18 protein-coding genes are annotated in these 20,621 nt (G+C 47.6%); 7 read left to right on the top strand and 11 right to left on the bottom strand.

Annotated elements, in window-relative coordinates; genetic code table 11:
* On the bottom strand, positions 1-780 hold a 780-nt coding region (locus AXFE_RS10730), incomplete at its 3' end, for an IS1595-like element ISAxf1 family transposase (protein ID WP_052605858.1).
* A 180-nt stretch (positions 781-960) separates the two neighbouring features.
* Here AXFE_RS10730 and AXFE_RS10725 point away from each other — a divergent pair.
* Positions 961-1,281 (top strand): YbjQ family protein, encoded by a 321-nt coding sequence (locus AXFE_RS10725; protein ID WP_052605857.1) that lies wholly within the window; start codon positions 961-963, stop codon positions 1,279-1,281.
* Positions 1,282-1,668: 387 nt separating this feature from the next.
* On the opposite strand, the gene AXFE_RS10720 is transcribed toward AXFE_RS10725, so the two are convergent.
* From AXFE_RS10720 to AXFE_RS10710, 3 genes are all read right to left on the bottom strand, one after another.
* The gene (locus tag AXFE_RS10720) at positions 1,669-2,355 is read right to left on the bottom strand and encodes a haloacid dehalogenase type II (RefSeq protein WP_052605856.1); all 687 of its coding nucleotides are present in this window, start codon (positions 2,353-2,355) and stop codon (positions 1,669-1,671) included.
* A gap of 39 nt (positions 2,356-2,394) precedes the next feature.
* Positions 2,395-3,114, bottom strand: a complete 720-nt coding sequence (locus tag AXFE_RS10715) for a mycothiol-dependent nitroreductase Rv2466c family protein (protein WP_052605855.1) — start codon at positions 3,112-3,114, stop codon at positions 2,395-2,397.
* A gap of 187 nt (positions 3,115-3,301) precedes the next feature.
* A complete protein-coding gene (locus AXFE_RS10710; protein ID WP_200891259.1) occupies positions 3,302-3,952 on the bottom strand; it encodes a peroxiredoxin-like family protein in 651 nt (216 codons plus the stop codon).
* Positions 3,953-4,057: 105 nt separating this feature from the next.
* On the opposite strand from AXFE_RS10710, the gene AXFE_RS10705 reads away from it, so the two are divergent.
* From AXFE_RS10705 to AXFE_RS18525, 3 genes are all read left to right on the top strand, one after another.
* Positions 4,058-4,642 (top strand): TetR/AcrR family transcriptional regulator, encoded by a 585-nt coding sequence (locus AXFE_RS10705; RefSeq protein WP_052605854.1) that lies wholly within the window; start codon positions 4,058-4,060, stop codon positions 4,640-4,642.
* Between the two features lie 526 nt (positions 4,643-5,168).
* A complete protein-coding gene (locus AXFE_RS20025; protein WP_160291830.1) occupies positions 5,169-5,339 on the top strand; it encodes a hypothetical protein in 171 nt (56 codons plus the stop codon).
* A 649-nt stretch (positions 5,340-5,988) separates the two neighbouring features.
* Complete coding sequence (locus tag AXFE_RS18525) at positions 5,989-6,162, top strand: CsbD family protein (protein WP_082058676.1); 174 nt, start codon at positions 5,989-5,991, stop codon at positions 6,160-6,162.
* Positions 6,163-7,255: 1,093 nt separating this feature from the next.
* Here the strand turns inward: AXFE_RS18525 and AXFE_RS10695 are convergent.
* Positions 7,256-9,049 (bottom strand): phosphoenolpyruvate carboxykinase (GTP), encoded by a 1,794-nt coding sequence (locus tag AXFE_RS10695; RefSeq protein ID WP_052605852.1) that lies wholly within the window; start codon positions 9,047-9,049, stop codon positions 7,256-7,258.
* Positions 9,050-9,159: 110 nt separating this feature from the next.
* Here AXFE_RS10695 and thiL point away from each other — a divergent pair, with 110 nt between their 5' ends.
* A complete protein-coding gene (gene thiL, locus AXFE_RS10690) occupies positions 9,160-10,122 on the top strand; it encodes a thiamine-phosphate kinase (RefSeq protein ID WP_052605851.1) in 963 nt (320 codons plus the stop codon).
* Positions 10,123-10,732: 610 nt separating this feature from the next.
* Here thiL and AXFE_RS10685 read toward each other — a convergent pair.
* Positions 10,733-11,227 carry a DUF5522 domain-containing protein gene (locus AXFE_RS10685; protein WP_052605850.1) on the bottom strand — a complete coding sequence of 165 codons (495 nt, stop codon included), beginning with the start codon at positions 11,225-11,227 and terminating at the stop codon, positions 10,733-10,735.
* Complete coding sequence (locus AXFE_RS10680) at positions 11,211-12,107, bottom strand: hypothetical protein (RefSeq protein WP_052605849.1); 897 nt, start codon at positions 12,105-12,107, stop codon at positions 11,211-11,213. Before AXFE_RS10680 ends, AXFE_RS10685 begins: the two co-directional genes overlap by 17 nt.
* Positions 12,108-12,911: 804 nt before the next feature.
* Here AXFE_RS10680 and AXFE_RS10675 point away from each other — a divergent pair.
* Together AXFE_RS10675 and AXFE_RS10670 are read left to right on the top strand one after the other, a co-directional pair.
* Entirely contained in the window at positions 12,912-13,175 is a 264-nt protein-coding gene (locus AXFE_RS10675) for an Lrp/AsnC family transcriptional regulator (protein WP_200891258.1), read from the top strand.
* 409 nt (positions 13,176-13,584) lie between these two features.
* Positions 13,585-14,856, top strand: a complete 1,272-nt coding sequence (locus AXFE_RS10670; RefSeq protein WP_052605847.1) for an anaerobic sulfatase maturase — start codon at positions 13,585-13,587, stop codon at positions 14,854-14,856.
* 390 nt (positions 14,857-15,246) lie between these two features.
* Here AXFE_RS10670 and AXFE_RS10665 read toward each other — a convergent pair whose 3' ends face one another.
* The 4 genes from AXFE_RS10665 to AXFE_RS10650 all read right to left on the bottom strand — a co-directional run bounded on the left by AXFE_RS10665 (position 15,247) and on the right by AXFE_RS10650 (position 20,024).
* A complete protein-coding gene (locus tag AXFE_RS10665; protein WP_052605846.1) occupies positions 15,247-15,816 on the bottom strand; it encodes a carboxymuconolactone decarboxylase family protein in 570 nt (189 codons plus the stop codon).
* A 545-nt stretch (positions 15,817-16,361) separates the two neighbouring features.
* Positions 16,362-16,994 carry a trimeric intracellular cation channel family protein gene (locus AXFE_RS10660; RefSeq protein WP_052605845.1) on the bottom strand — a complete coding sequence of 211 codons (633 nt, stop codon included), beginning with the start codon at positions 16,992-16,994 and terminating at the stop codon, positions 16,362-16,364.
* A 717-nt stretch (positions 16,995-17,711) separates the two neighbouring features.
* Entirely contained in the window at positions 17,712-18,092 is a 381-nt protein-coding gene (locus tag AXFE_RS10655) for a hypothetical protein (protein WP_052605844.1), read from the bottom strand.
* Positions 18,093-18,647: 555 nt separating this feature from the next.
* On the bottom strand, positions 18,648-20,024 hold the full coding sequence (locus AXFE_RS10650) for a type IV secretory system conjugative DNA transfer family protein (RefSeq protein WP_052605843.1): 1,377 nt from the start codon (positions 20,022-20,024) through the stop codon (positions 18,648-18,650).
* Positions 20,025-20,621 lie beyond the last annotated feature (597 nt).

Genomic DNA, 20,621 nt, shown 5'->3' with positions numbered 1-20,621 from the left:
CTCACGTCCGTGGTATGTTCCGTCGATAAATTTCTTGCAGTTCCCTATCAGGATGTTGAGCCATTTGAATGTTACATGTGCTTGTTCGTCTTTGGATAGAGTGAACCAGTGCGCTAGTCCAAGGTCTCGAGCACATACCCCGTAACTTGGGTTACCATCACTTATCAGCTTGGTATCGGAATCTAAACGTCTCACAAAAACATCTTTGAATGATTTAGCAGTGGTATCTTTGATTACTTCCATGAAGCAATGAGTAGGAGCACCATTGCTAATCGACACTCCAATTAGGACATTGGTTTGTTTTGTTCCCTTTCCTCTTCTGCCTTCGCCATGGCTCTCACCACCTAAAAAGAACTCATCTACCTGGACGTTTCCTCCAAGTTTATATAAACCATTTCGGTCAGCCATTGCTTTTCGTAGCTTATTTAGCATCAACCAGCCAGTCGAATAAGATACTTGAACGAATTTAGCAATGGTAGTAGCCGAAAGACCACGCTTGTCGTTGGACAATAGATAGATAGCGGAGAACCACTTGGATAAAGAGATATGGCTTCGATGGAAGATGGTTCCGGAGGTAACGCTAGTTTGACGGTGACAAGATTTACATTGAAAAAGTGGAGCTCGAGATGCTGCATTTCTTCGATGGTTTGGCCTGATTAAGGTAAACTGGTCAGAGTCACACTTTGGGCATCTAAATCCCTCTTTCCACCGCAATTTGATCAAATGATCTTCACATGCTTCCTCTGAAGCGAAGCGTACCATAAAGCCTGAGATATCCACCATGCCTCCTTTATCGAACATCTGTTCTACTAAAGATTAGCTCCAATCTGGTCTCGGTGGAGGCGAAACTTACGAAACTTGATAAGTATGTATTAAATTGCCAATCTTCAGTGCGCAGTGAGAATTTTTAGGGCTAAATTATAAGACAAGTGGACTAAGACACAACTTAAGAAGGTAAAGATGCTTGTAACCACCATGAATGATCTGCCTGGATACGAGATCGATGAGGTACTGGGAGAGGTATTTGGTCTGACAGTCCGTTCGCGAAATATTGGTTCACAATTTGGAGCTGGTCTCAAATCAATCGTGGGTGGAGAATTGAAGGGACTCACCAAAAATCTTACCGAAAGCAGAAACGAAGCCATGTCGCGTATGATTGAGGAAGCCGAGGCCAAAGGCGGCAACGCAGTAATTGCATTCCGCTTTGACACCTGTGAAATGGCAAACATGGGAACTGAAATCTGTGCATATGGAACGTCGGTACGAGTTCGCGCCATTTGAAACTTTTAATTCAGAAATAGTCTTTTGCGGAGAGATGGCAAACGGAGCCACCTAGCTCGGCATAAAGCAATTATCAATAAAAATAAGCACTTAAGTCAAGCCATTGCCCAATGGCACACCACGAGGCACGATATTTACGAGCATTGCTACCCAATCGACAATTGGCGATCATTGGAGTGCGCAAAAAGCTTCACTTTTCGGCACACTCCAATGATCTGGGACCACGGGCTCTTACAAGGAACTGGTACTAATTGACAAAACAGCCCTTTGGATTTTGCTTAGAATTGTTGATATAAAAACAACCCGATCCAAAAATCACATTAATTTTGGACCAGTCAATCGAGACCCACGACAGTAGGCTTAAGACCGCTTCATCAACCGCTACGCCTATGGCAAAGCCAATAGTCGGTCTATAACACCATCAAGCGTTGAAGTCTCAACATGAGGCTGAGTAAAGGCCCTGGGCCACGGTCTTTCTGTTCTATTCACCCAACCGGTAACAAGACCAGCCCGCGAAGCACCATTGAGATCCCAAGGATGTGCCGCAACCATGGCGAGTCGCCCCGCTTCAACTCCTACCTCCCTGCTAGCAAAGTGGTATGCCTCTGGCCGTGGCTTCCAGTAACCTACCGAGTCGACCGAGAGCACGTGGGTGACGAGATGGGAGAGGCTCGCCCGCTCGATCAGGCCAGCCGTAACCGAAGCGCTTCCGTTGGTAAGAGCAACTACGGGGATATTGGCTTGGACCAATCGTCTAAAGGCTGGCCCTACGTCAGCGTGAGCCGGTAACTCCCTAAAGGCGTCGAGCAGGCCGGCAGCCACATCCGTGGGAGGATTGCGACCAAATGAGGCGAAGACCTCATCTAAGGCAATCTCAACCAGAGATACGAAGGCTGACGCGTCCCCAGCAGCAGCGAGTGCGAAACCATCACGCAACACGACCGCGAACCACCAATCAAGAGCATAAGAAGGTAGACCCATCGCCTCAAAATTAGGACGGAGCGCGGACAGGTCGAACAGGGTTTCGTTGACATCGAAGACTACGACCGATGGTCGTTGTGCAGGCGCGCTCACGATATACCGAATCGACTGAGGAGAGTCCTATTCATAGCCTCAGCTTCCCGCAGTGTCGCGACGATGTCCTTGGTGCCAATCCTCTTGGGCGCCAACCACTCCCTCTTCGATCCCGAATGCGCGTAGCTGTGGCGTCTCGCGCAGTGACCGCTTCAGCTCTGCAAAACCACCAAAACGTGCAAGTGCAACAACGTGGTCCCATAGCTCCGCGGCTTCATTAGGGTTCATAAGTCGGCTAATAACCGGGCCAAAAAATGCAGGACCCTCAGGAGGCTCAAAATGCAGAATCGGAGTGCCTACATCCCGACCGGTCAAGGCTAGCGCTCGATCGGTCTCTTCTTGGATCTCAGGGTCAAAGGTGGTGTCAAACACCGCACTCGCCAGCCCAACGCGAAGTCCGAGTCCTTCGAGGATCGGCGCCGCAAAACCCTCCGGGTCTCGATGCAGGTCAGCCTGACGACCGGGGGGCGAATCGAAGATCTCCGCCCCATAGGCCGCGTACAGTGATCCAATCGCTTCACTCCCATATTCCTTGCGAACTGCTGCGGCGACTCGTAACAACTCTAGACCAGCTGAGTGGCCTCGCTCATAGCCAGCTGGAAAATGGCTCGCGTAGTCGATCTTGGCATTCACGAGACGCAACGAGATGAACTTCCACTCAACGCTATAATCGCGTTGCCCCGAAACCTCGCGAACCCATTTGCTCGTCATCCACGCGAATGGACAAACAGGGTCAAAATAAAAGTCAAGTTCTGCCATTATGCTTCTCCTCTAAGTAAGTGGCCCTCTTCAACTAAGAACTGGGCGGCCCCGACCAAATCTTCAACATAAGGTCGGAAATAGAACATTGAATTGATCAAAGACAAATGGATGATATCATCCCCTCGAATCAAGAACACGCCGGCCTAGCCGACGAGTTCTTGATTCGAGATCCTTATTGCTGGGCTCATAGTGCTTTCAGAGCAGCGATAACTTCATCGGGCTCGGCGCGCTTGGTATAGTCAGCGTCCGCGTAGCGCCATGCAATGGTCCCGTCAGTACGGAGAACATAGGTTGCCGGCAGAGGCAGCTGGAAAGTATCGTCACCGTTGGCTTTAGGAAGATCGAGGCCGAAACCGGCATAGACCTCTCGCAAATCCTCGGAGAGTGTGAAGACAAGCCCGTAGGAATCGGCGACACGGTTGCCCTCATCGGAGAGGACCGGAAAAGCGAGCTCAAGTTTTTCCGCCGTCGACAACGAATTGTCCGGGGTCTGAGGCGATATCGCCACTAAAGTACCGTTTGCTGCAGTAATCTCAGGTAGCTTGGCCTGCAACGCTCTCAACTCAGTTGAGCAATATGGACACCAACCACCCCGATAGAAGGCAAGCACCACCGGACCCTTCGCAAGAAGGGAAGATAGCTCTACTTTAGATCCATTAGCATCCGCCAGGCTAAAGTCAGGAGCTATAGCACCCACCCCAAGGCTTGATCCCACGATTCCCGAGGCGGCCACATCTGCCGTTGCCCGGTCCATCACTGCTAGTTTCTCGGTGGGAATCCTTGCCCTGCCTGCTTGGTTCTGCGCCTTAAGCTGCTCCGCAAGACTTATAGTCATATTGTCTCCCCTGTTGTTGATCTGTGTTCACACACGTCGATCCATCGTACAGACGAAAAAACAGACCGATCTGTCTATTTATTTCCTCAAGATAAGATTAAAAAGATGGTTGTAAAAATATTAAGCGCTCACGATCGGCTTCTCGATGTTGCTAGCCGCCTTTTCTACGCCGAAGGCATTCATGCAATCGGAGTCGACCGGGTCATCGCCGAAGCCGGCGTCGCCAAAGCCACCCTGTACGCCCACTTCGCAAGCAAGGACGAACTCGTCGCTGCCTACCTCGCCCGCCGAAGCCTCGCTTGGACCACTGCAGTGAGCGAGCGAGTAGATCGATTCCGAATGAAGCCATCTTCCTCCTCCACCCCGATGGTGATCGCGGCCTTCGATCTCCTCGCCGATCGAGCCGCAAGCCCTGGTTACCGCGGATGCCCATTCATCAACGCAGCTGCAGAGTTCCCTCATCAAGGTCCAGTCGCCGAGCAGGTCGCTGCCCATCGTCAACGTGTCAGAGAGACCTTCTCCGAACTCATTGGTGAAACCAACCGGGACCCCGGTCTCCTTGCCATGATCGTTTCCTTATACGACGGCGCTATGGCTGCCGCATACCTTGACCACGACGCCACCGTCGTGGGTCATGCCCGCCGGGGTGCCCTCGAACTCCTACATCGCCATGGTGGCTCCCAACCTTAATCGACCACCGCAACTCTAGGCTGAGACCCAATTGTAGACATGCGAATAAAGACATGCAAAGCTTCAAGCTACTAGAAAACCGCCAGCCAAAGACATTGGCGATCTATCCTTCATGGCCTAAATGTAATGATGAGATTCATCATCCCTGGACTACGAACGCTATTAGATTTTCACTGTCCGGTGTTACAATTTCCCATAGGGCCGAGAAGGCTGAGGCGGCTTGCCCTCCCCTAGCGGAAAGAGACTGCGATCGCGTTGGTTGCATTCTCCACGTAAGAGCATTGTTTAATTTATACGGTATTTTTTATCGTTGGAGGTGGGTCACTTTAGTTCCATTGTTTACGATTCTCAATTTCCAGCAGCCCGACACAGCAAATCTCACGCAGAAATCGTGCGCCTTCACAGAGCTCTCGCACTGTACCGTCCAATAGCGGGCCTTAGAGGTTACGCCAAACGCGTTTCGTTTCTGGCCCACGGTTAACCGCCATGGACCAAACCAGCCCACTTGGAGAGGAAGTGCGAGAAGGTGACTACCTCCCGAGAGGCAAAGTTAACCCAGACGCTAGTAGAACTAGCAGATACACTAATGGTAGGATTCGACTTCGTCGAGCTGTTGACTGTCTTGGCACATCGTTGTGTCGATGTTATCGAAGTCGCAGCTGCTGGGCTAATGCAAATGGTCCCGACCGTACCCTAAGGATGATGGCGTCCTAATCGGAATCCATTCACTGTTGGAGCTGCAGTCAGAGGAAGGTACCCGCCTAGACTGCCTTTGAACTGCTTTACCGGTCGTAAACCAGGACTGGCACTCACCGGCAAGCGGTGGCCCCAATTCTCGAACCAAGCTCTTAATGCCGGTTGCCTCCGTGCACGCGTTGCCAATGCGACTCAGAGGCACCGTCATCGGCGTTCTGACCCTTTTAAATGCGGAACCTGCGAGTTTAAGGAGAGCCAAGGTTTGTATCCGCAGCACATGACCTGGCAGGCGTTGGAAGGCAAGTACTACTCACTAACAGCACTCTTTAGAGAATCATTGCCAATCTCCCACTTTCTATGCTAAAATAAATATGGAAGGTGGCCCAGACCCTGCTTCCTTCGACCCAGCCAACGGCTAGGCACGTCGAAGTGGAGGCAAAATGGATTCAGCATCAAAGTCTTTCCCAAGAGCGTAAGTGAGGGTGCCAATGCGACCCCTCCCAAAAGGCTAACTTTTCCAAGCAATGGTCTCAGATCTTGTGCGGCCAGTATCATCCTTCACCGCCGACCTACCTGACCCACAATAGATCGACACGCTCGGTCTCAAAACTCAACGTCAATCCCTCAAACCCATATCTAAGGAGCACGCTTTGAGCACCAAAAACAAAATCAAAAACAAGGTTCAGCAGTTGATCGGCAAAGTAAAGGCAAAGATCGGTAAAATCACCGGTAACAGAAGCCTACAGGCGCATGGAAAGTCCCAACAGGCGCGAGCCAACCTCAAACGAATAGCCGAAAAGGCAAAAGATGTCTTCAAGACCTGACCAAGTTGATGATTGCACCCTAAGGTCAAATCCTTTCATTCAAAGAAGAAAGGAGGACGAGTCGTGATCCGCAGACTAATTGGCATTGCAATTTTAATTATCCTGATCTTATTCATCGTTTCGTTAGTTCATTAACGTTTTGAATGACCTTTCCCCAGCCACGACAAAAGACCACACATCCCATTTGGCGTAATCTACCCCTCTTTAAATGCCACAATTGCCAATCCAGCCGTCATAACAAATTATCCCTGTCAAATTTCTCAAGCAGGAGCCATTTGAACTCTGATTCTCGAAGTCGAAGTAACGGATGCAAAAAAGCAAAGACACATCTATTGAGAAGTAGCTGGCCAATGAATTTTTAGAGTGCATTCGGTTAAATCGGTATAGAAATTCTGCCAAGCATGAGTTGGGTACGCTCCTCTGTGTCCGTGATAGATCACTTTGATAGATTTCTAGCAATTTCACATTGAGGATCTTGATCCATTTAAATGTTGTATTTTACGTATCGTCCTTTGATAGGGTAATCGAATCCTCTAATCCAAGTTCTTTGGGCACATGCTCCATAACCTGGATTACCGTCTCTCGTAAGCTTCGCATCAGGATATAAGCACTCAACAAAACAATTTGAGTGATTGGGCAAGTTCTCTTTGACTACGGTGAGGATCAGGATGGTTGAGGAAATTGCGCAACTCCGAACGATTCCGAACATTTTTTTGGCAGACCTTTTAAGCTGATTCAATCGCCGATGTATCTGGGTTACCAAAAACTTGTGGTTCTCGTGGACAATTAGCTAGAGACGATTGGCTAGAACGGGATCATTGAATTGCCTCTAAACGCTTCGCGTTCATAAGCAATTCAATGATCTTCAACCACAATCGCTACAGGTGCACTAGAGCCCTTGTATTAGAACCCTTGCGCCAGAGGCTCCCTACTATAAACCCTTATTCATAGCGTCTTCATAATTAGGCCCAGCGAGCTCGACACAGTGCTAGCTCGACACAGTGCTAGCTCGACACAGTGCTACTCCACCTAATACTGCTCCACACAGCACTATGGGCAACTTTGATGGCAAACTATGGCCTCTATTTAGCCCCTAGTTACCGTTGGATCCCATCAGCGCATTTAGTTGATCGATAAGTTGAGCAGGCAACTTATCGCCAAAGGTTGCAAAGTGTGCCGAAATCGCCTCTATTTCACTAGCCAACTCTGTCGAATCAACCTGGTTCAAGAGCTCTAGGCGGGCTTTATCTATAGATAAGCCATCAAAGTTTGGGTCGTCGCTAACTGGAACGTATCCAAATGGAGTTTCACTCGCTTGAGCTCGTCCCTCAAGGCGGTCGACGATCCACGCTAGCACTCTTGAGTTCTCACCGTAACCCGGCCAAAGGAACTTATTGTCAGCGTCCTTTCGGAACCAATTGACAAGGTATATCTTAGGAAGTTTTAGCTCTTTGTTATCCCCAAAACTTAACCAATGTGCAAAGTAGTCACCCATGTGATATCCGCAGAATGGCAACATGGCAAAAGGATCACGACGCAAGTTTCCAACGGCACCAACCGCAGCAGCAGTCGTCTCTGACGCCATAGTGGAACCTAGAAAGACGCCGTGCTCCCAAGACTTCGACTCTGAAACCAGCGGAACTAATGATCGTCGCCTACCGCCAAATAAGATCGCTGAAATCGGAACACCTCTAGGGTCGTTCCACTCTGGCGCAATGTGCGGAGACTGTGCTGCGCCTACGGTAAAACGAGCATTGGGATGAGAGGCCGGCTTAGAGCTAGCAGGATCGTAGCGGTTCCCTTGCCAATCGGTCAGGCTCGAAGGCATCTCACCGTCGATGCCCTCCCACCAGACATCACCATCGGCGGTGAGAGCAGTATTGGTAAAGATCGTATCGCGAACCATAGTGTCCATGGCGTTAGGATTAGTTGCATAGCTTGTTCCAGGAGCGACACCAAAAAACCCAGCTTCAGGATTAAGTCCCCAAAGCCGACCATCTTCTCCGACTCGAATCCAACAAATATCGTCGCCCAATGTCTCAACCGACCAACCCGCAAGTGTTGGCACTAACATCGCTAGATTAGTTTTGCCGCAAGCCGATGGAAAGGCCCCAGTCATGTAATGAACCTCTCCGGCAGGCGAAGTTAACTTCAACAATAACATGTGCTCCGCGAGCCACCCCTCGTCCCGAGCCGCAACTGAGGCGATCCGAAGAGCGAGACATTTCTTGCCCAAAAGAGCGTTTCCGCCATAGCCTGATCCAAATGACCAGATCTCTCTCGTCTCTGGAAAGTGTGAGATATAGATATTTTGCGGATTACATGGCCATGCAACATCCTGCTCGCCTGAAGCTAGAGGTTTTCCAACTGAGTGTAAGCAGTGAATAAAATCACCATCTGCGCCTAGCTCCTCCAAGACCGCGGTGCCCATGGTGGCCATGATCCTCATGTTGGTCACGACATAGGGTGAATCCGTTATCTCTATACCGATCTTTGAAAAAGGCGATCCTAATGGCCCCATAGAGAATGGGATCACATATAGAGTCCGACCCACCATCGAACCGCGATAGAGCTCTGTCATCGTCGATTTCATCGAAAATGGATCCATCCAATTATTGGTAGGACCCGCGTCATCTGCAACGTTAGAGCAGATAAAGGTACGGTTCTCCACCCTAGCCACGTCACTTGCGTCCGAGTGGGCCCAATAGCTATTAGGCCGACGCACATCCGAGAGCTTCTTGAAGGTACCTTTGTTGACTAGTTCGCCTGCAAGGCTATCAAACTCCTCCTTTGAGCCGTCACAAAAATGAATTGCGTCAGGCTCGCATAAATCCGCTATCTCATTCACCCAATCGATAAGCTTCTTGTTCGAAGTAGGATAGTTCACCGGGTATTCCTCTCTCTCGAATCGATTTAGACGATTCGTAATGGTCGAAAACTGATATCTGTTTACCACAATGTTATGAATAATTATTATTACAGAAAATAGGGCACTAGGTGAAATCTGAGGGGATAAGAAAAAATAATAGTTCAAAAGTCAAACTCAGTGAATTCGAGATTCTAAATTCCTTCAACAGGGCACGCCAAGAGACAAATGATGAAATTATCGTTCCGGGCGGCGATGATGCAGCTGTTATCTCATTACCCAATCGGCTTGTAGTATGCGCGGACATAGTAGTCGAGGGGGTGCACTTTAGCCGTGAATATTTCAGCCTTAGTCAGATCGCCAATAAGGCGGTTGTGGTCAACATCTCGGATTTAGCCGCAATGGGTTCAACTCCTAAGTATCTACTCGCCGTAATAACCTCTCCAGGCGACGTAGATCTAAATCAACTCCTTACGGAGCTCGACCTAGCTGCAAAGGGATTCGGTGCTCGGCTAATTGGCGGAGATATCTCCTCTGGTAAAGATTTTTCAATTTCCATCACCGCAATTGGAGAGATCGACTCCAAGCGTCGCGTCATGGTTCGTTCTGGAGCCATAGCTGGAGAGTCAATATTTGTCACAGGACCACTCGGGGGTGCGTCCATGGGCCTTAAACTTCTTCAAAACCAAGCGCTTCCTCAAAGTTCAGATGAAAAAGATGCCATAAGAGCCCATCTTGAGCCAAACACCGCTCTGAAAGCGGGACTTTTGATCTCCGCCTTAGGTATTGGGTGCGCCATTGATATTTCGGATGGCCTCCTAGGCGATCTTGAGCATATAGCAGAGGGATCAAAAGTTGGCATCAACCTCACAGACGTACCGATTGCCAGGGGAGCAAGTTTATCTGACGCCCTCAATGGTGGCGAGGACTACGAGTTGATATTTACAGCCTCAATGCCAGAACAAATCTTAGAGGCCTTTAAAAAAGCGGGTCTTACGGCACCATATCTAATTGGAGAGTGCACGGCCATGCCAGACCAGCGTCACCTCTTTGGAAAAACCTACCAGCCAAAAGGATGGCAGCACTTCAACTAATCCTGCGACCACGGCAAAAGGTAAATTTCGCCCTGTTGCTGGCCAAACTTACCTGACTACCAAAGGATGTCCAAAAACAGCTCCAGAGAGTAAGTTCAAAAGCTTCGACAAAGGTTGTCTATAGCTTGCCGCCTAACTCTGTGTCGTCTGCTCTATGTCATGTGCCCCCTCAAAAGGAAAAACGATCCCTTGCCTCCGAGACCCTCTGTGAGACTTTGAGTATGAAAACCAGCGAATTGACTCGATCTCTTTTATCAAGCAACAAGGATGCTGGATTAAGAGATAAAACTTTTATCGCAAATGCTTTGTCGCAAACGCTAGGCCAACAACCCAAAAAGTCACTTCAAGAGCCCCTCGAATAACCTGCTGGCAAAGTTAAACCATCAGATATCAGGTTCGAGACTCCTTGTGAATCATGGATAAGGAGTCGAAATTCACCTGATCACCAATTTCCTAAAGGAGAATATAGGAAGAGTTCGATGCTGAAACAACTAGAAGTCAATCAGAACTATCCACCACGCTCTGCGTGCCCCATCAACAACTCGAAAATCCACTTAGTATAGAATCTACTTACAGAATCTAAGCACTTGTACGCGGAAATCTTTGCATCCTAGGACTTCATGGCTGCAGTCTTTGTCGAAGTCTTTACTCGGCTTTTTACTGGGGTCTTTGAGGCCAACACCACGCCCTGAAGTGCACATTCAATCAATCCCACTGTCTTGTCGTCATAGACGACCCGCGTCAAAAACGGACAATGCCGACAGACACTCTTACAGCAAAAGCCGCGATTCATATGAAACAATGGCGTCATCGTATGGTACTTAGAAAAAGGATCTCTATAGAGGCCAGATCCATTAGAGACCGCCTCGATAAATGCCCTTAGGACCACATATGCATCCTTGCGGCGATAGTTGAATCGCGACGGGTCGGGCAATATCCACCCATCTTTACCGTTCAAGAAGCTCTTTAGATCACTATTTTGAGCTATCTCAACACAGTCATCGGCCAGATGAGAGTCACCTGGAACGCTATAACCCATGCCTACCATTATCGACATCAGCGAAGTGACTGCATCTGGGATATTCTCATTAGAAGTATTGCCCATTAACCACCATCACCCCTAAATCACCTTTGAAAAGATGAACCTCAACATTGTCATCATTAACATTCTTTGCACAAAGCTCCACCGACTCGCCCTCAAAGACCGGAGCATGAGCTCGAAAGTCAAAGCTACGCAACTGCCGACTTGGATCCATCCGTGAAATTACCTCCAAAGCCGCCATCGCTAAGAGCGGACCGTGGACAACTAACCCCGGATAATGGTCAACCTCTTGACAATATTGACGATCTAAGTGTATTCTGTGCGAGTTGTAAGTAAGCGCCGAAAAGCGAAATAGAGCTGAAGCTGACGCTATCATATGTGCACGCAGATCTCCTTGTTCAGAGACCTCCCCATAGTCAATTAGAGCCCTAGGTAAATAGTGCGCACCGATATTTACAATTTCGGGATAAGTAGCATTGCTCGGACCTTCCAAGTAGACAAGACGTTGAGATTCCGTTCGACATAGCCTCTCAGATTGAAAGATCTCGTGTCTAATAGTCACAAAGACCATGGCCCCGGAACGTCCATTCTTATTGACGACTTCCTCAATCTTCGATACCATCCTGGTCTGGGTATTGAACTCTAGCTTTTCGAGCGATCTGATCTCACCACCGGCATACATACGACGAGGGTTAGCGAAGTTATATTCCCGAAGAAAATCGCCCACCACTTCATGTCCGTCATCACCAATTAGAGAGGTGGGAAAATCGTTCCAGAAATAGACCCAATGATCGAGAATGCAAAGGCCACCGTCGAGGTCGAAGTCATCGTCGCTTCGGTCAAAGAGACGATGGAGAGCGCGAACCCGACTCGGATCTAAGATCTCCAAATCACTTTGGTCTCGGGTCGGATATGATTGGCTAATTTCAAACGATATCGTCATCAACTGCTCCATCTTTGCGAATCTTGGGCCAAAGTGACCAACAGCCTTTGGTTAACCCAAATGATAACTGCTCGCCTCTTCAACTCAAGAACGCTAGTTCGTAGCTATTCGCTCAGATCTTGATTCGTTGAGTTCAAACCACAGAGCGGCTTCAAAACTAAGATATCAAATACCTTTGAATAATTGAGACTATTTTAGCCTTTAGAAATTACCACATCAAGAATATTTCAAAAATATCAAAGGTTATCCACCAACAAGTACTGATTCAAAGAAGCAAGATCCACGAAAGAAATTTAGCTAAGTTTTACCTTTCGACACCTAGGGTTATCAACTTTTGCAAAAAACGCAAAATCAACCAAAACAGGAAAATAATATCCTATTACTTCCAAAGTCGAATCCAATACGCTAATGGGAGGCCCAAGATAACGCTCTAAATATTACGCCATGAACTCACCCTCTAACGTCTTGGAGACAAAAGGCCAATTTGGAGTACCGATATCTCTGATACGATACCGAGCACAAATCAACCTTAACGGAGCAAAATTTCTAGTCCGCCGCCGACAATCGCTCTCCGAACAACGATAACCCGAGAAATAATTCGCACAAACTAATCTGCCTCTGAGCTAGGCTCAAATTCGAACCCGCTTACTATGGGGTGTTGGCCTTACCTTTCACCAGGTTGTTAGGAATCTCTGAGAGTTAACTAAAGGCAGGCAGATGAGATCCATGCCTTAGATTACAATCTGGCCATTACATTAATGGATCAGCAAAAACTAGGAAGAAGCAACCTTGATAGCAGCATTTGTGTTGATACAGACAGAAATCGGACGGGTAGCCGAAGTAGGAAAAGCCCTTAGGGACGCACCTGGAGTAGAGTCAGCAGATGAAGTTACGGGACCCTATGACATCATTGCTAAAGTGCACGCTAGCGACCTGCTGACCTTAGGACGTTCAGTAACAGGAGCAATCCAAAAGATCCCAGGTGTGACGCGAACCCTCACGTGTCCGACTACACGTCATCTAAATCTTCCTGAAGACCCTTCACCCCACCGAGAAAATGATCTTTAGAACCCTGCAACCCTCGAAGAGACACTAGGGTTGTACGCCTAAAGCATTGTCATGCCGGGACCTTTATAAGACTCCATAAACCTTGAACGTCTCCTAGATCTAGGTTTTTATCAGACCTTGGTGACCTCAGACAGGTTCGATTCGAATTTCCACCAAATGACTTCGACCACTTTAAAAAATAAAACCTAAAGAGCCAAGCCTTCGCCATTTAGATGGACAATGTTCCCCAGGGCGAAGAAACCCTATCGCCATCGACGAGGCGTTGATTAAACAAATTGCGGCACCAACTATATTAAACGAAATCACAATTGATCCTTCGGTCAAGAAACGGTCTAGGGTTCTATGGAAACCTAGGTAAGCCTTTAATCGAGGTCTAACCTACAAATTTATCCAGTACAGGAGCTAAACGATGGCCCTATCTTCACCATTTCTAGTGATGGCAAAGCCTGTTGGTCCGGTCTGTAACCTTTCGTGCGACTATTGCTACTATCTTGACAAACGCTCACTCTTTCCAAAACGAGAACCTTTTAGAATGTCCGACGAGGTTCTTTCGCATTACATAGAGTCAACTATCGCAGCAAGTAGCGGCCCCGTGGTACCCTTTGCCTTCCATGGAGGAGAACCTACCCTTGCCGGTAAAGGGTTCTTTGAGCGTGTCATCGAACTTCAAAAGCGCCATCTTCCGAAGGGGTGGTCAGCTTGGAACAATCTTCAAACGAACGGCACCCGCCTCGACGATGCTCTGTGTAAACTTCTAAAGAAGAATAAATTCAGTGTCGGCATTAGCATCGATGGACCCGAACATCTCCACGATATAAATCGGAAAGACCGCCTTGATAGACCAACCCACAAAAAGGTGCTCCAAGGGTTAAACCAGCTTCGCACCAATGGAATTGAACCTGACGTCCTATGCACCCTTAATTCCACTAATGTAAATCACCCTCAAGAGGTATATCACTTCTTCCTAGATCTGAAAGTGAGCTGGCTACAGTTCCTACCGGTAGTCGCTAGGGACGAAACCGGAACGCTCCTACCGTTATCAGTCGAACCAAGAAAGATGGGCGACTTTCTAAATGAGGTCTTTGATGAATGGGTTCGATACGACCTAAAACGAATCGGAATCCAAAACTTTCTCGAATGTCTCCTTGTCGTTGACGATAAGCCCGCAAATCTTTGCGTTATGGCCCCAAAGTGCGGAAATGTCTTAGCCATGGAACACGACGGCAGCATCTACAGTTGCGACCACTTCGTAAATAACGACCATTACTTAGGAAATATCCAAAGAGATAGTCTTGAACTACTCCTGACCTCGGACCGACAAGTCGAATTTGGAGCCACTAAATCAACGGGACTACCAGACCAATGTAAGAGTTGCCCAGTGCGAAAACTTTGCAACGGCGGATGCCCAAAGGATCGATTCGCAACCAGTAAAGATGGCCAAAGCGGCCTCAACTACCTCTGCGAAGGATATCTCTCCTCCTATAGCCATATCCTGCCTTACATTAGCGAAATGGTAGTACTAAAGAGAAGGTCGCAACCGATTCACCAAATAATGGATCAAATCGCACAGCGAGAAAAGGAGTTTCGCACAGCGATCAAACATGCTCAAAGAAACGACCAATGTCCATGCGGAAGTCGCAAGAAGCTCAAAAGTTGCTGCATCAATAAAAGAATAAATTGACAGATTACCTAAGGCATTAATGAAACAAAATACCCCACTTAAAGATCTAGCCTAGACGAAGATCTGACCAAGATACCAATCAGACGCAATCGTGATAGCCAAGAAGAAGGCTACTAAATTATTTTGCCAACCTTGCTTTATGTTGAATCACAACTGACTGAATCACAAAAAAGTCACATGTTAAATATGTGCACTTTAACAATTCACACCGAGTAATTGCGCTTATACCCTAGCCAAAGCGACCGCGATAAAAATACGCCAGAAACTCCGACTCACTGGTAACTATAGCGGCTATTCATCGCAATATCTCGTATTATTATGCAATCCCCAGAATGCGACTTGATATAGAGGTGGTGTCCAATTGCTTTAACCTGCTTACTTTGGAGTCGCCTAAATCCCAAAGATTCGCATTTGAAGAGCGAGAGTCGAGTAGTAACCAATCAAGGTTGTGAGTTCGAAGATCCCTTTCTCACCAAGATCTCTAACGCAGCGTTCAAAATCCAAATCGTCCAAATCTGCAGCTCCCAAAAGCAAACTTGCTGCCCAAAATGCTGTTGCCTCTGAAGGAGTCTTCGCCGATGGCAAGCCACCTTGAGAGATCGCCGAGAGGTCTTCGTCGGTGAGACCGACCTCTAGCGCCAAAGGTTCATGGGAGCTCCGTTCGAAGTCGCACTCCCACTTTTTGGCAACCATTAATATTACGGCCTCTCGAATTCGACCAGAGAGTTCACCAAAATAGCGAATTGTCGTGCCCAACTGAGAAAGAGCATGACCTAGCTTAGGCGCCAGTAACATTGCATTAAACGGTCCCCTTAGAGCTCCGTCGCTATCGACAAGGGACGATTGCTGGGATCCTTTTGACCTTGGGCCAAATACAATCTCATCGTAGAGCACCGCCTGATCTTGAGATAAATCGTCGGGTTTTAATTTTACGAGGCGACTGGCTCGCTCTTTCACCATATTATTTACTCTTTCTCGGAGGCTAGCTGCTATAAACTTAAAGATCCCTTAGTCCGGTCCCCTATCGTATCGCAAAACCACTCTGGGCCTGTGATCTGGGCCTGTGATCTGGGCCTGTGATCTGGGCCTGTGATCTTGTTATATCAATTTATCGAGTTACGAGCCCCTAAGCGCAAGGCACATTGCCTCCAGTAGCCCTAATGGAAGTCAAACTTGAGAGATATTCCCAAACTAGCTATTCCTAAATTTTGGGCTCGCCAGACATTAGGAGTCGTCAAAGTTCAACGTTGCCGTAGACAAGGCCCTTAATTCTTCTTTTTCTAACAATATGAGGCATTCTCTATCGGTCATTGCGCATGTATTTTACGTGGCACTATTCATGCTAAATGGCGATATTCATGCATTTTCTAATTGCCGTTGATACCTAGCGGTGCCAGCCTCTAATATCTAGATCAGATCCTTTGTTCTAGATGCGAATTTGCGGCACCTATCCACGCTAAAAGAGCTATTGGTATGTGCATAAACAAAAGCTCCGTCGCCACACATTATTGTATCTTGTCTCTAAAAGGCGGCTTGGGCGCATTCAAATTGAAATACATTCCAAGAATACGAATTATAAAACAACTCAAAGCAGCGATGACAATTGCCGAGGTTCCATAAATGCCAAGGCGAATCGAGGCGACAGTCAAGATCGAACCAACTATTGCGGGCACCGCATATAGACCTTTGGTGAGTACGGTAGGAACCTGACGGATGATCACATCTCTAATCATCCCCCCTCCAACCGCAGTGATCGCACCAAGAATAACCGACTGAGAGAGTCCAAGGCCAAAGGCCATAGCCTTGTCCGCACCGGCCACACAAAAGAGGCTCAATCCAATAGCATCAGCTACGTCAATGACGGAGATAAAGCGCTCCAAATGATGGCCCACGAGGAAGGCAATAAGGGCTCCCGCTGCAGCGACAGCCAAATATCTCCAGTCGGCGAAGGTCGCCGGTGGAAGTGAATTGATCAAGACGTCCCTAATGGTACCCCCGCCGAGGGCAGTCACCATTCCAACAACCACGACACCAATAAGGTCAAGGCTGGTCTGGCGCAACGCAATCAGTGAACCGTTGAGACCAAAGAAAAAAACTCCTGCTAGATTCAGAACAAGAAGCAACATTGATTCAGTCATAAATATCCATAGTCTCCGTCAAATCTTCTACTGTACCATGAGCAAACAAACTTCTGAATCAGCTCTAGCTGGCCAAAGAACCGCCTATCAGACCCCTTCAATGTAGTCTCCTCAAAAAGATGAAATTCATAGCTCCAAGAGACGCTATGACCAACCCACGCTATAGAGACATTGTCCTAGACACCTATCGAAAATAAATGAAAGGTTGAAGTTTTCGCCAGATCAATATTGCCATCCACATTTGCGATTAGAGTTTCGCCGAAACACTCCGCCAAGACTTTAACTAACTCTGCAGTCACAAATAGTTACGGCTTGACGTTAATCAAAATGAAATAGGATTGCTCTCCGCCATCATCTGATACTGGAGAGATCTCTTTGACCTCACCAGCCTAACATAGTAGTCATTCGACACGAGCGAAAGGAAAGTTGGATATGTAGAACCAAAAATAGTCAGCGCACAAAAGTTAGTTGATCGAGAACATTACGACCATAAAGTGCCAGTTGGAAAAACGTTCCTGTAATGCCACCTCAGAAAGAGAAAATCCATCAACGACAATTCAGGAAAAGATAATTCCTAGACGAAAAGAAATAAATGGGGCTCTTATTTGGTAAGTGTCAGCGATAAGCAGTTCAAAAACCCTGGCAATCGTTCGAACCAAGCGCAACGTCAAAGTCACCCGACCACTCAATAAAGCGGAAAATGAACTAGGCACCAAGCTAATGGAAACTTTGGGCAACGAGATATGCGCGTATCCCAAGACCTGAGACAAAGAGGCCGCCGATGCCATATAGCCAGTAGAGTCGATGGCGCATTGAATCGCGATATGCAAATAAAAAACCCGATGCAATTATCGCCACGAATCCATAAAAAGGATGAAAAGCAATCATCTTCTTGTGCTCCGAAGCCACCAAGTAGATCCCTGTAAGGACTTGAACATATATCGCGCCTTGGACAAAGATAGTAAACCACCACAACGCACGCGTTCGTAGCGCTGGGTAACGAATCGCCAAAAGCGTCCAAATCCCCGCCAATGCGTTTCCTATAATGACTATCCAAGCCCATGCCGCGTGAAAGCTAGTTACTGATCCAACTATCATGATTTACTCTTGCTACCTCCTAGCATCCACGCTAGCGATATTCATCGACGTAAGGGTCGTAAGAGCAAACCACCATATTGTCGACAGACCAAAGAGACCTCAAAGAATATAAGGAAAAATGAAATACCAAAAGGTTCGTCGATCTCTTAAAGCCACCAAAAACTCTGTTTTCTCATAGAGGCTACCACACCCCCGGAATGCAAGAAAATAGGCCTGGCCGCCAAAGGGCAATCGTCTCAGCAACACAAGCTAACACCGATCCTCACTAAGCCGACTCCAGAAATCTAAATAAGTTCCACAAAATCACTTCCAGTCGCGTCGATCCATGCTCAAAAGGCGACTTCGGCCAAGGTCGAGTGCCCCCATAAATTCGAGTGTTCTCCTAACTCCAAAATACCTCTCTAGCTTGCCTAACCAACCAAGCATCCACCACAGCGCTTAGCTTTATTATCTATTGGGTTCGCCAGTATCGCAAAAATTCAAGCGCTGAGGCTCTAGGATCCCTCGGCATCTTATTTACCAGGGTGGCCCTTTGGATATGTGAAATTGAAAAACTCAGATCGAAAGGCCGTCATCCCTCTTCTTGTCCTTGTAATTGCCCTGGGAGAGTCGACGAGAAAATGACGCTCGGATCTCTCTTTTTCTCGTCGTATCACCAAATCCCCTTTTTCGAAATGAGAAGCTCGGACTGTCACGGTTGTCAACTAGGACTCTCGAAAAGCCACTCCTCGTCACATAGAGTAGGAGTTCGCCCTTTATCCCAGTCGAGATCTCGTGAGGGGCCAAAAGGGGCTTGAAGGAAGATGTGAGCGATTCTTGGCGATATCCTCTGGTAGATTTAGACTTCGTAGGGAGCTCTACAATTCGCTCACCAGAGAGAATAGATAGATCCGAAAGGGTGCGAACATCGGCTATCCCAGGAAAGATTGCTGTGTTACCAAAGAGAGTAAGAAAGCCATCGCTCAAACCTGGCCATCTAGATCGGGCTTGACTGAGATCCTGCAAAATTCCCATCACCAAAATCCCCTGCGATGCGCCCTCAGAGAGAATAGAAGAAAGATCTCTAATCGGCGCAATATTGGCCATCTCATCTAAAAGCAGAGCTACTGAGGGTCGAGGTCGAGAAGACTTGGCCATTCGTTGGTCTAAAGCAGCCTGGCTATAGGCAGCCTCTCTGATCGATTGAAGAAGACCCAGTACAATCGGTGCCAAAATAGCCTGATGCGTTGAGGGTGCGACAATATATACGGTGTCTTTGGAGCTAACGAAGTCACTTGGAGAAAAGTTAGCCATCTTTGCCGATCGTAGAACCTTCGGCGTCCTATATCCCGACAATATCCCCGCTGCAGTTGAAGTAATTCCCGAGAGTTCCTTGGGTGCCGAAAGTGATATTGAGGCCAAGGTCCGAGCCGCCTCTGGATGCGAATTAGCCTCCAAAATCGATATAGCGGACTCTAATTCCTTATTTTCAATAGAATCCATCACCTCGACCATGGACCAACCTGCCACATTGGCAGCCAAGAGCAGCGGAGCAATTACCGCCTCGGCTCTCTCTTCCCAAAAAGATAGCGAGCCGCCCCTTGCACCAGTTACGCTCGCACCCAACATCGCACGTGCCATAAGTACTGCTCTCTCAAAGTCACAAGTAGAAGTAACGGGCGAAAAGTTGAGACGAATCGTCTGCGAGTCGTCCAGCGGCACACTTTCTAGTGGGTCAAAGATCCAAATCCGCCCAAGTTTCTGGCGTATGCGAAAGGTCTCGTTGAAGATATCCTCCTTGGTCGAGGTGACCACTACAGCACAATCGAGCTCATTCAAGTTAGGCATGACGATATTTCTAGTCTTTCCACAGCGAGGAGGACCCAAAACCAATAGATGGGATTCACTCGAGAGGCGAACTTCACCGCGCTTACCTTTACCTACGTAAAACAATTGCCGCACCAATCATCACAATTTAGTTTTATCTTATATAAAAATTAATGAAAATCAAAAGATCTGCTCAACAGAAGAGAATTAAGGCCTTCCACGCGACAATTAAATTTAGATTCATTCGATTAAAACCCTCTAAAAAATCAAAGTAGCCTTGGCCAATAAAGACTTTTAGGTCAATCTCGATCAACAACTTGAAACCTCACATAGATAAATCCAAACGATTCCCATCTCGATCGGCCTGGCTCCCGATTCGATACCGCCCAACTAACGCCGCTGCTAATGCACCCATAAAACCCCATTAACGAAATTGGAATAGCTCCAGCACCACTACATCGGTGAGGGGTGGAGCCACCCATTTATTCTAAAGCACCATTTATTGATAGCCATTGAAGATTAGTTCATGCAAAAGATATCCCACTACTACCTTGTATTGACGCTCTTTGTATTTCCGCAACCACCTGCAATTGATCAATCGACGCCATTGACTATTTCTTTCTATTAAAGAGCTCAAGCTCATCGAAGGTAAAAATATCAAAGAATGCTTTGACGCTGCTTTACTATTGCTGCATCGAAATTGCCAAGCCCCTTCAAGGTCAA

This window comes from Acidithrix ferrooxidans, assembly GCF_000949295.1.
GTDB lineage: Bacteria > Actinomycetota > Acidimicrobiia > Acidimicrobiales > Acidimicrobiaceae > Acidithrix > Acidithrix ferrooxidans.
The sequence above is the reverse complement of the archived record's forward strand: the minus strand, read 5'-3'. Positions and strand labels throughout refer to the sequence as shown.

Excerpts from the sequence above, each read along its gene's own strand:
- AXFE_RS10715 (WP_052605855.1), bottom strand. The coding sequence starts at position 3,114 with ATGGCAGAACTTGACTTTTATTTTGACCCTGTTTGTCCATTCGCGTGG.
- AXFE_RS10685 (WP_052605850.1), bottom strand. The coding sequence starts at position 11,227 with ATGGGCAATACTTCTAATGAGAATATCCCAGATGCAGTCACTTCGCTG.
- AXFE_RS10670 (WP_052605847.1), top strand. The coding sequence starts at position 13,585 with ATGGCCCTATCTTCACCATTTCTAGTGATGGCAAAGCCTGTTGGTCCG.
- AXFE_RS10680 (WP_052605849.1), bottom strand. The coding sequence starts at position 12,107 with ATGACGATATCGTTTGAAATTAGCCAATCATATCCGACCCGAGACCAA.
- AXFE_RS10725 (WP_052605857.1), top strand. The coding sequence starts at position 961 with ATGCTTGTAACCACCATGAATGATCTGCCTGGATACGAGATCGATGAG.
- AXFE_RS10710 (WP_200891259.1), bottom strand. The coding sequence starts at position 3,952 with ATGACTATAAGTCTTGCGGAGCAGCTTAAGGCGCAGAACCAAGCAGGC.
- AXFE_RS10655 (WP_052605844.1), bottom strand. The coding sequence starts at position 18,092 with ATGATAGTTGGATCAGTAACTAGCTTTCACGCGGCATGGGCTTGGATA.
- AXFE_RS10665 (WP_052605846.1), bottom strand. The coding sequence starts at position 15,816 with ATGGTGAAAGAGCGAGCCAGTCGCCTCGTAAAATTAAAACCCGACGAT.
- AXFE_RS10660 (WP_052605845.1), bottom strand. The coding sequence starts at position 16,994 with ATGACTGAATCAATGTTGCTTCTTGTTCTGAATCTAGCAGGAGTTTTT.
- AXFE_RS10705 (WP_052605854.1), top strand. The coding sequence starts at position 4,058 with ATGGTTGTAAAAATATTAAGCGCTCACGATCGGCTTCTCGATGTTGCT.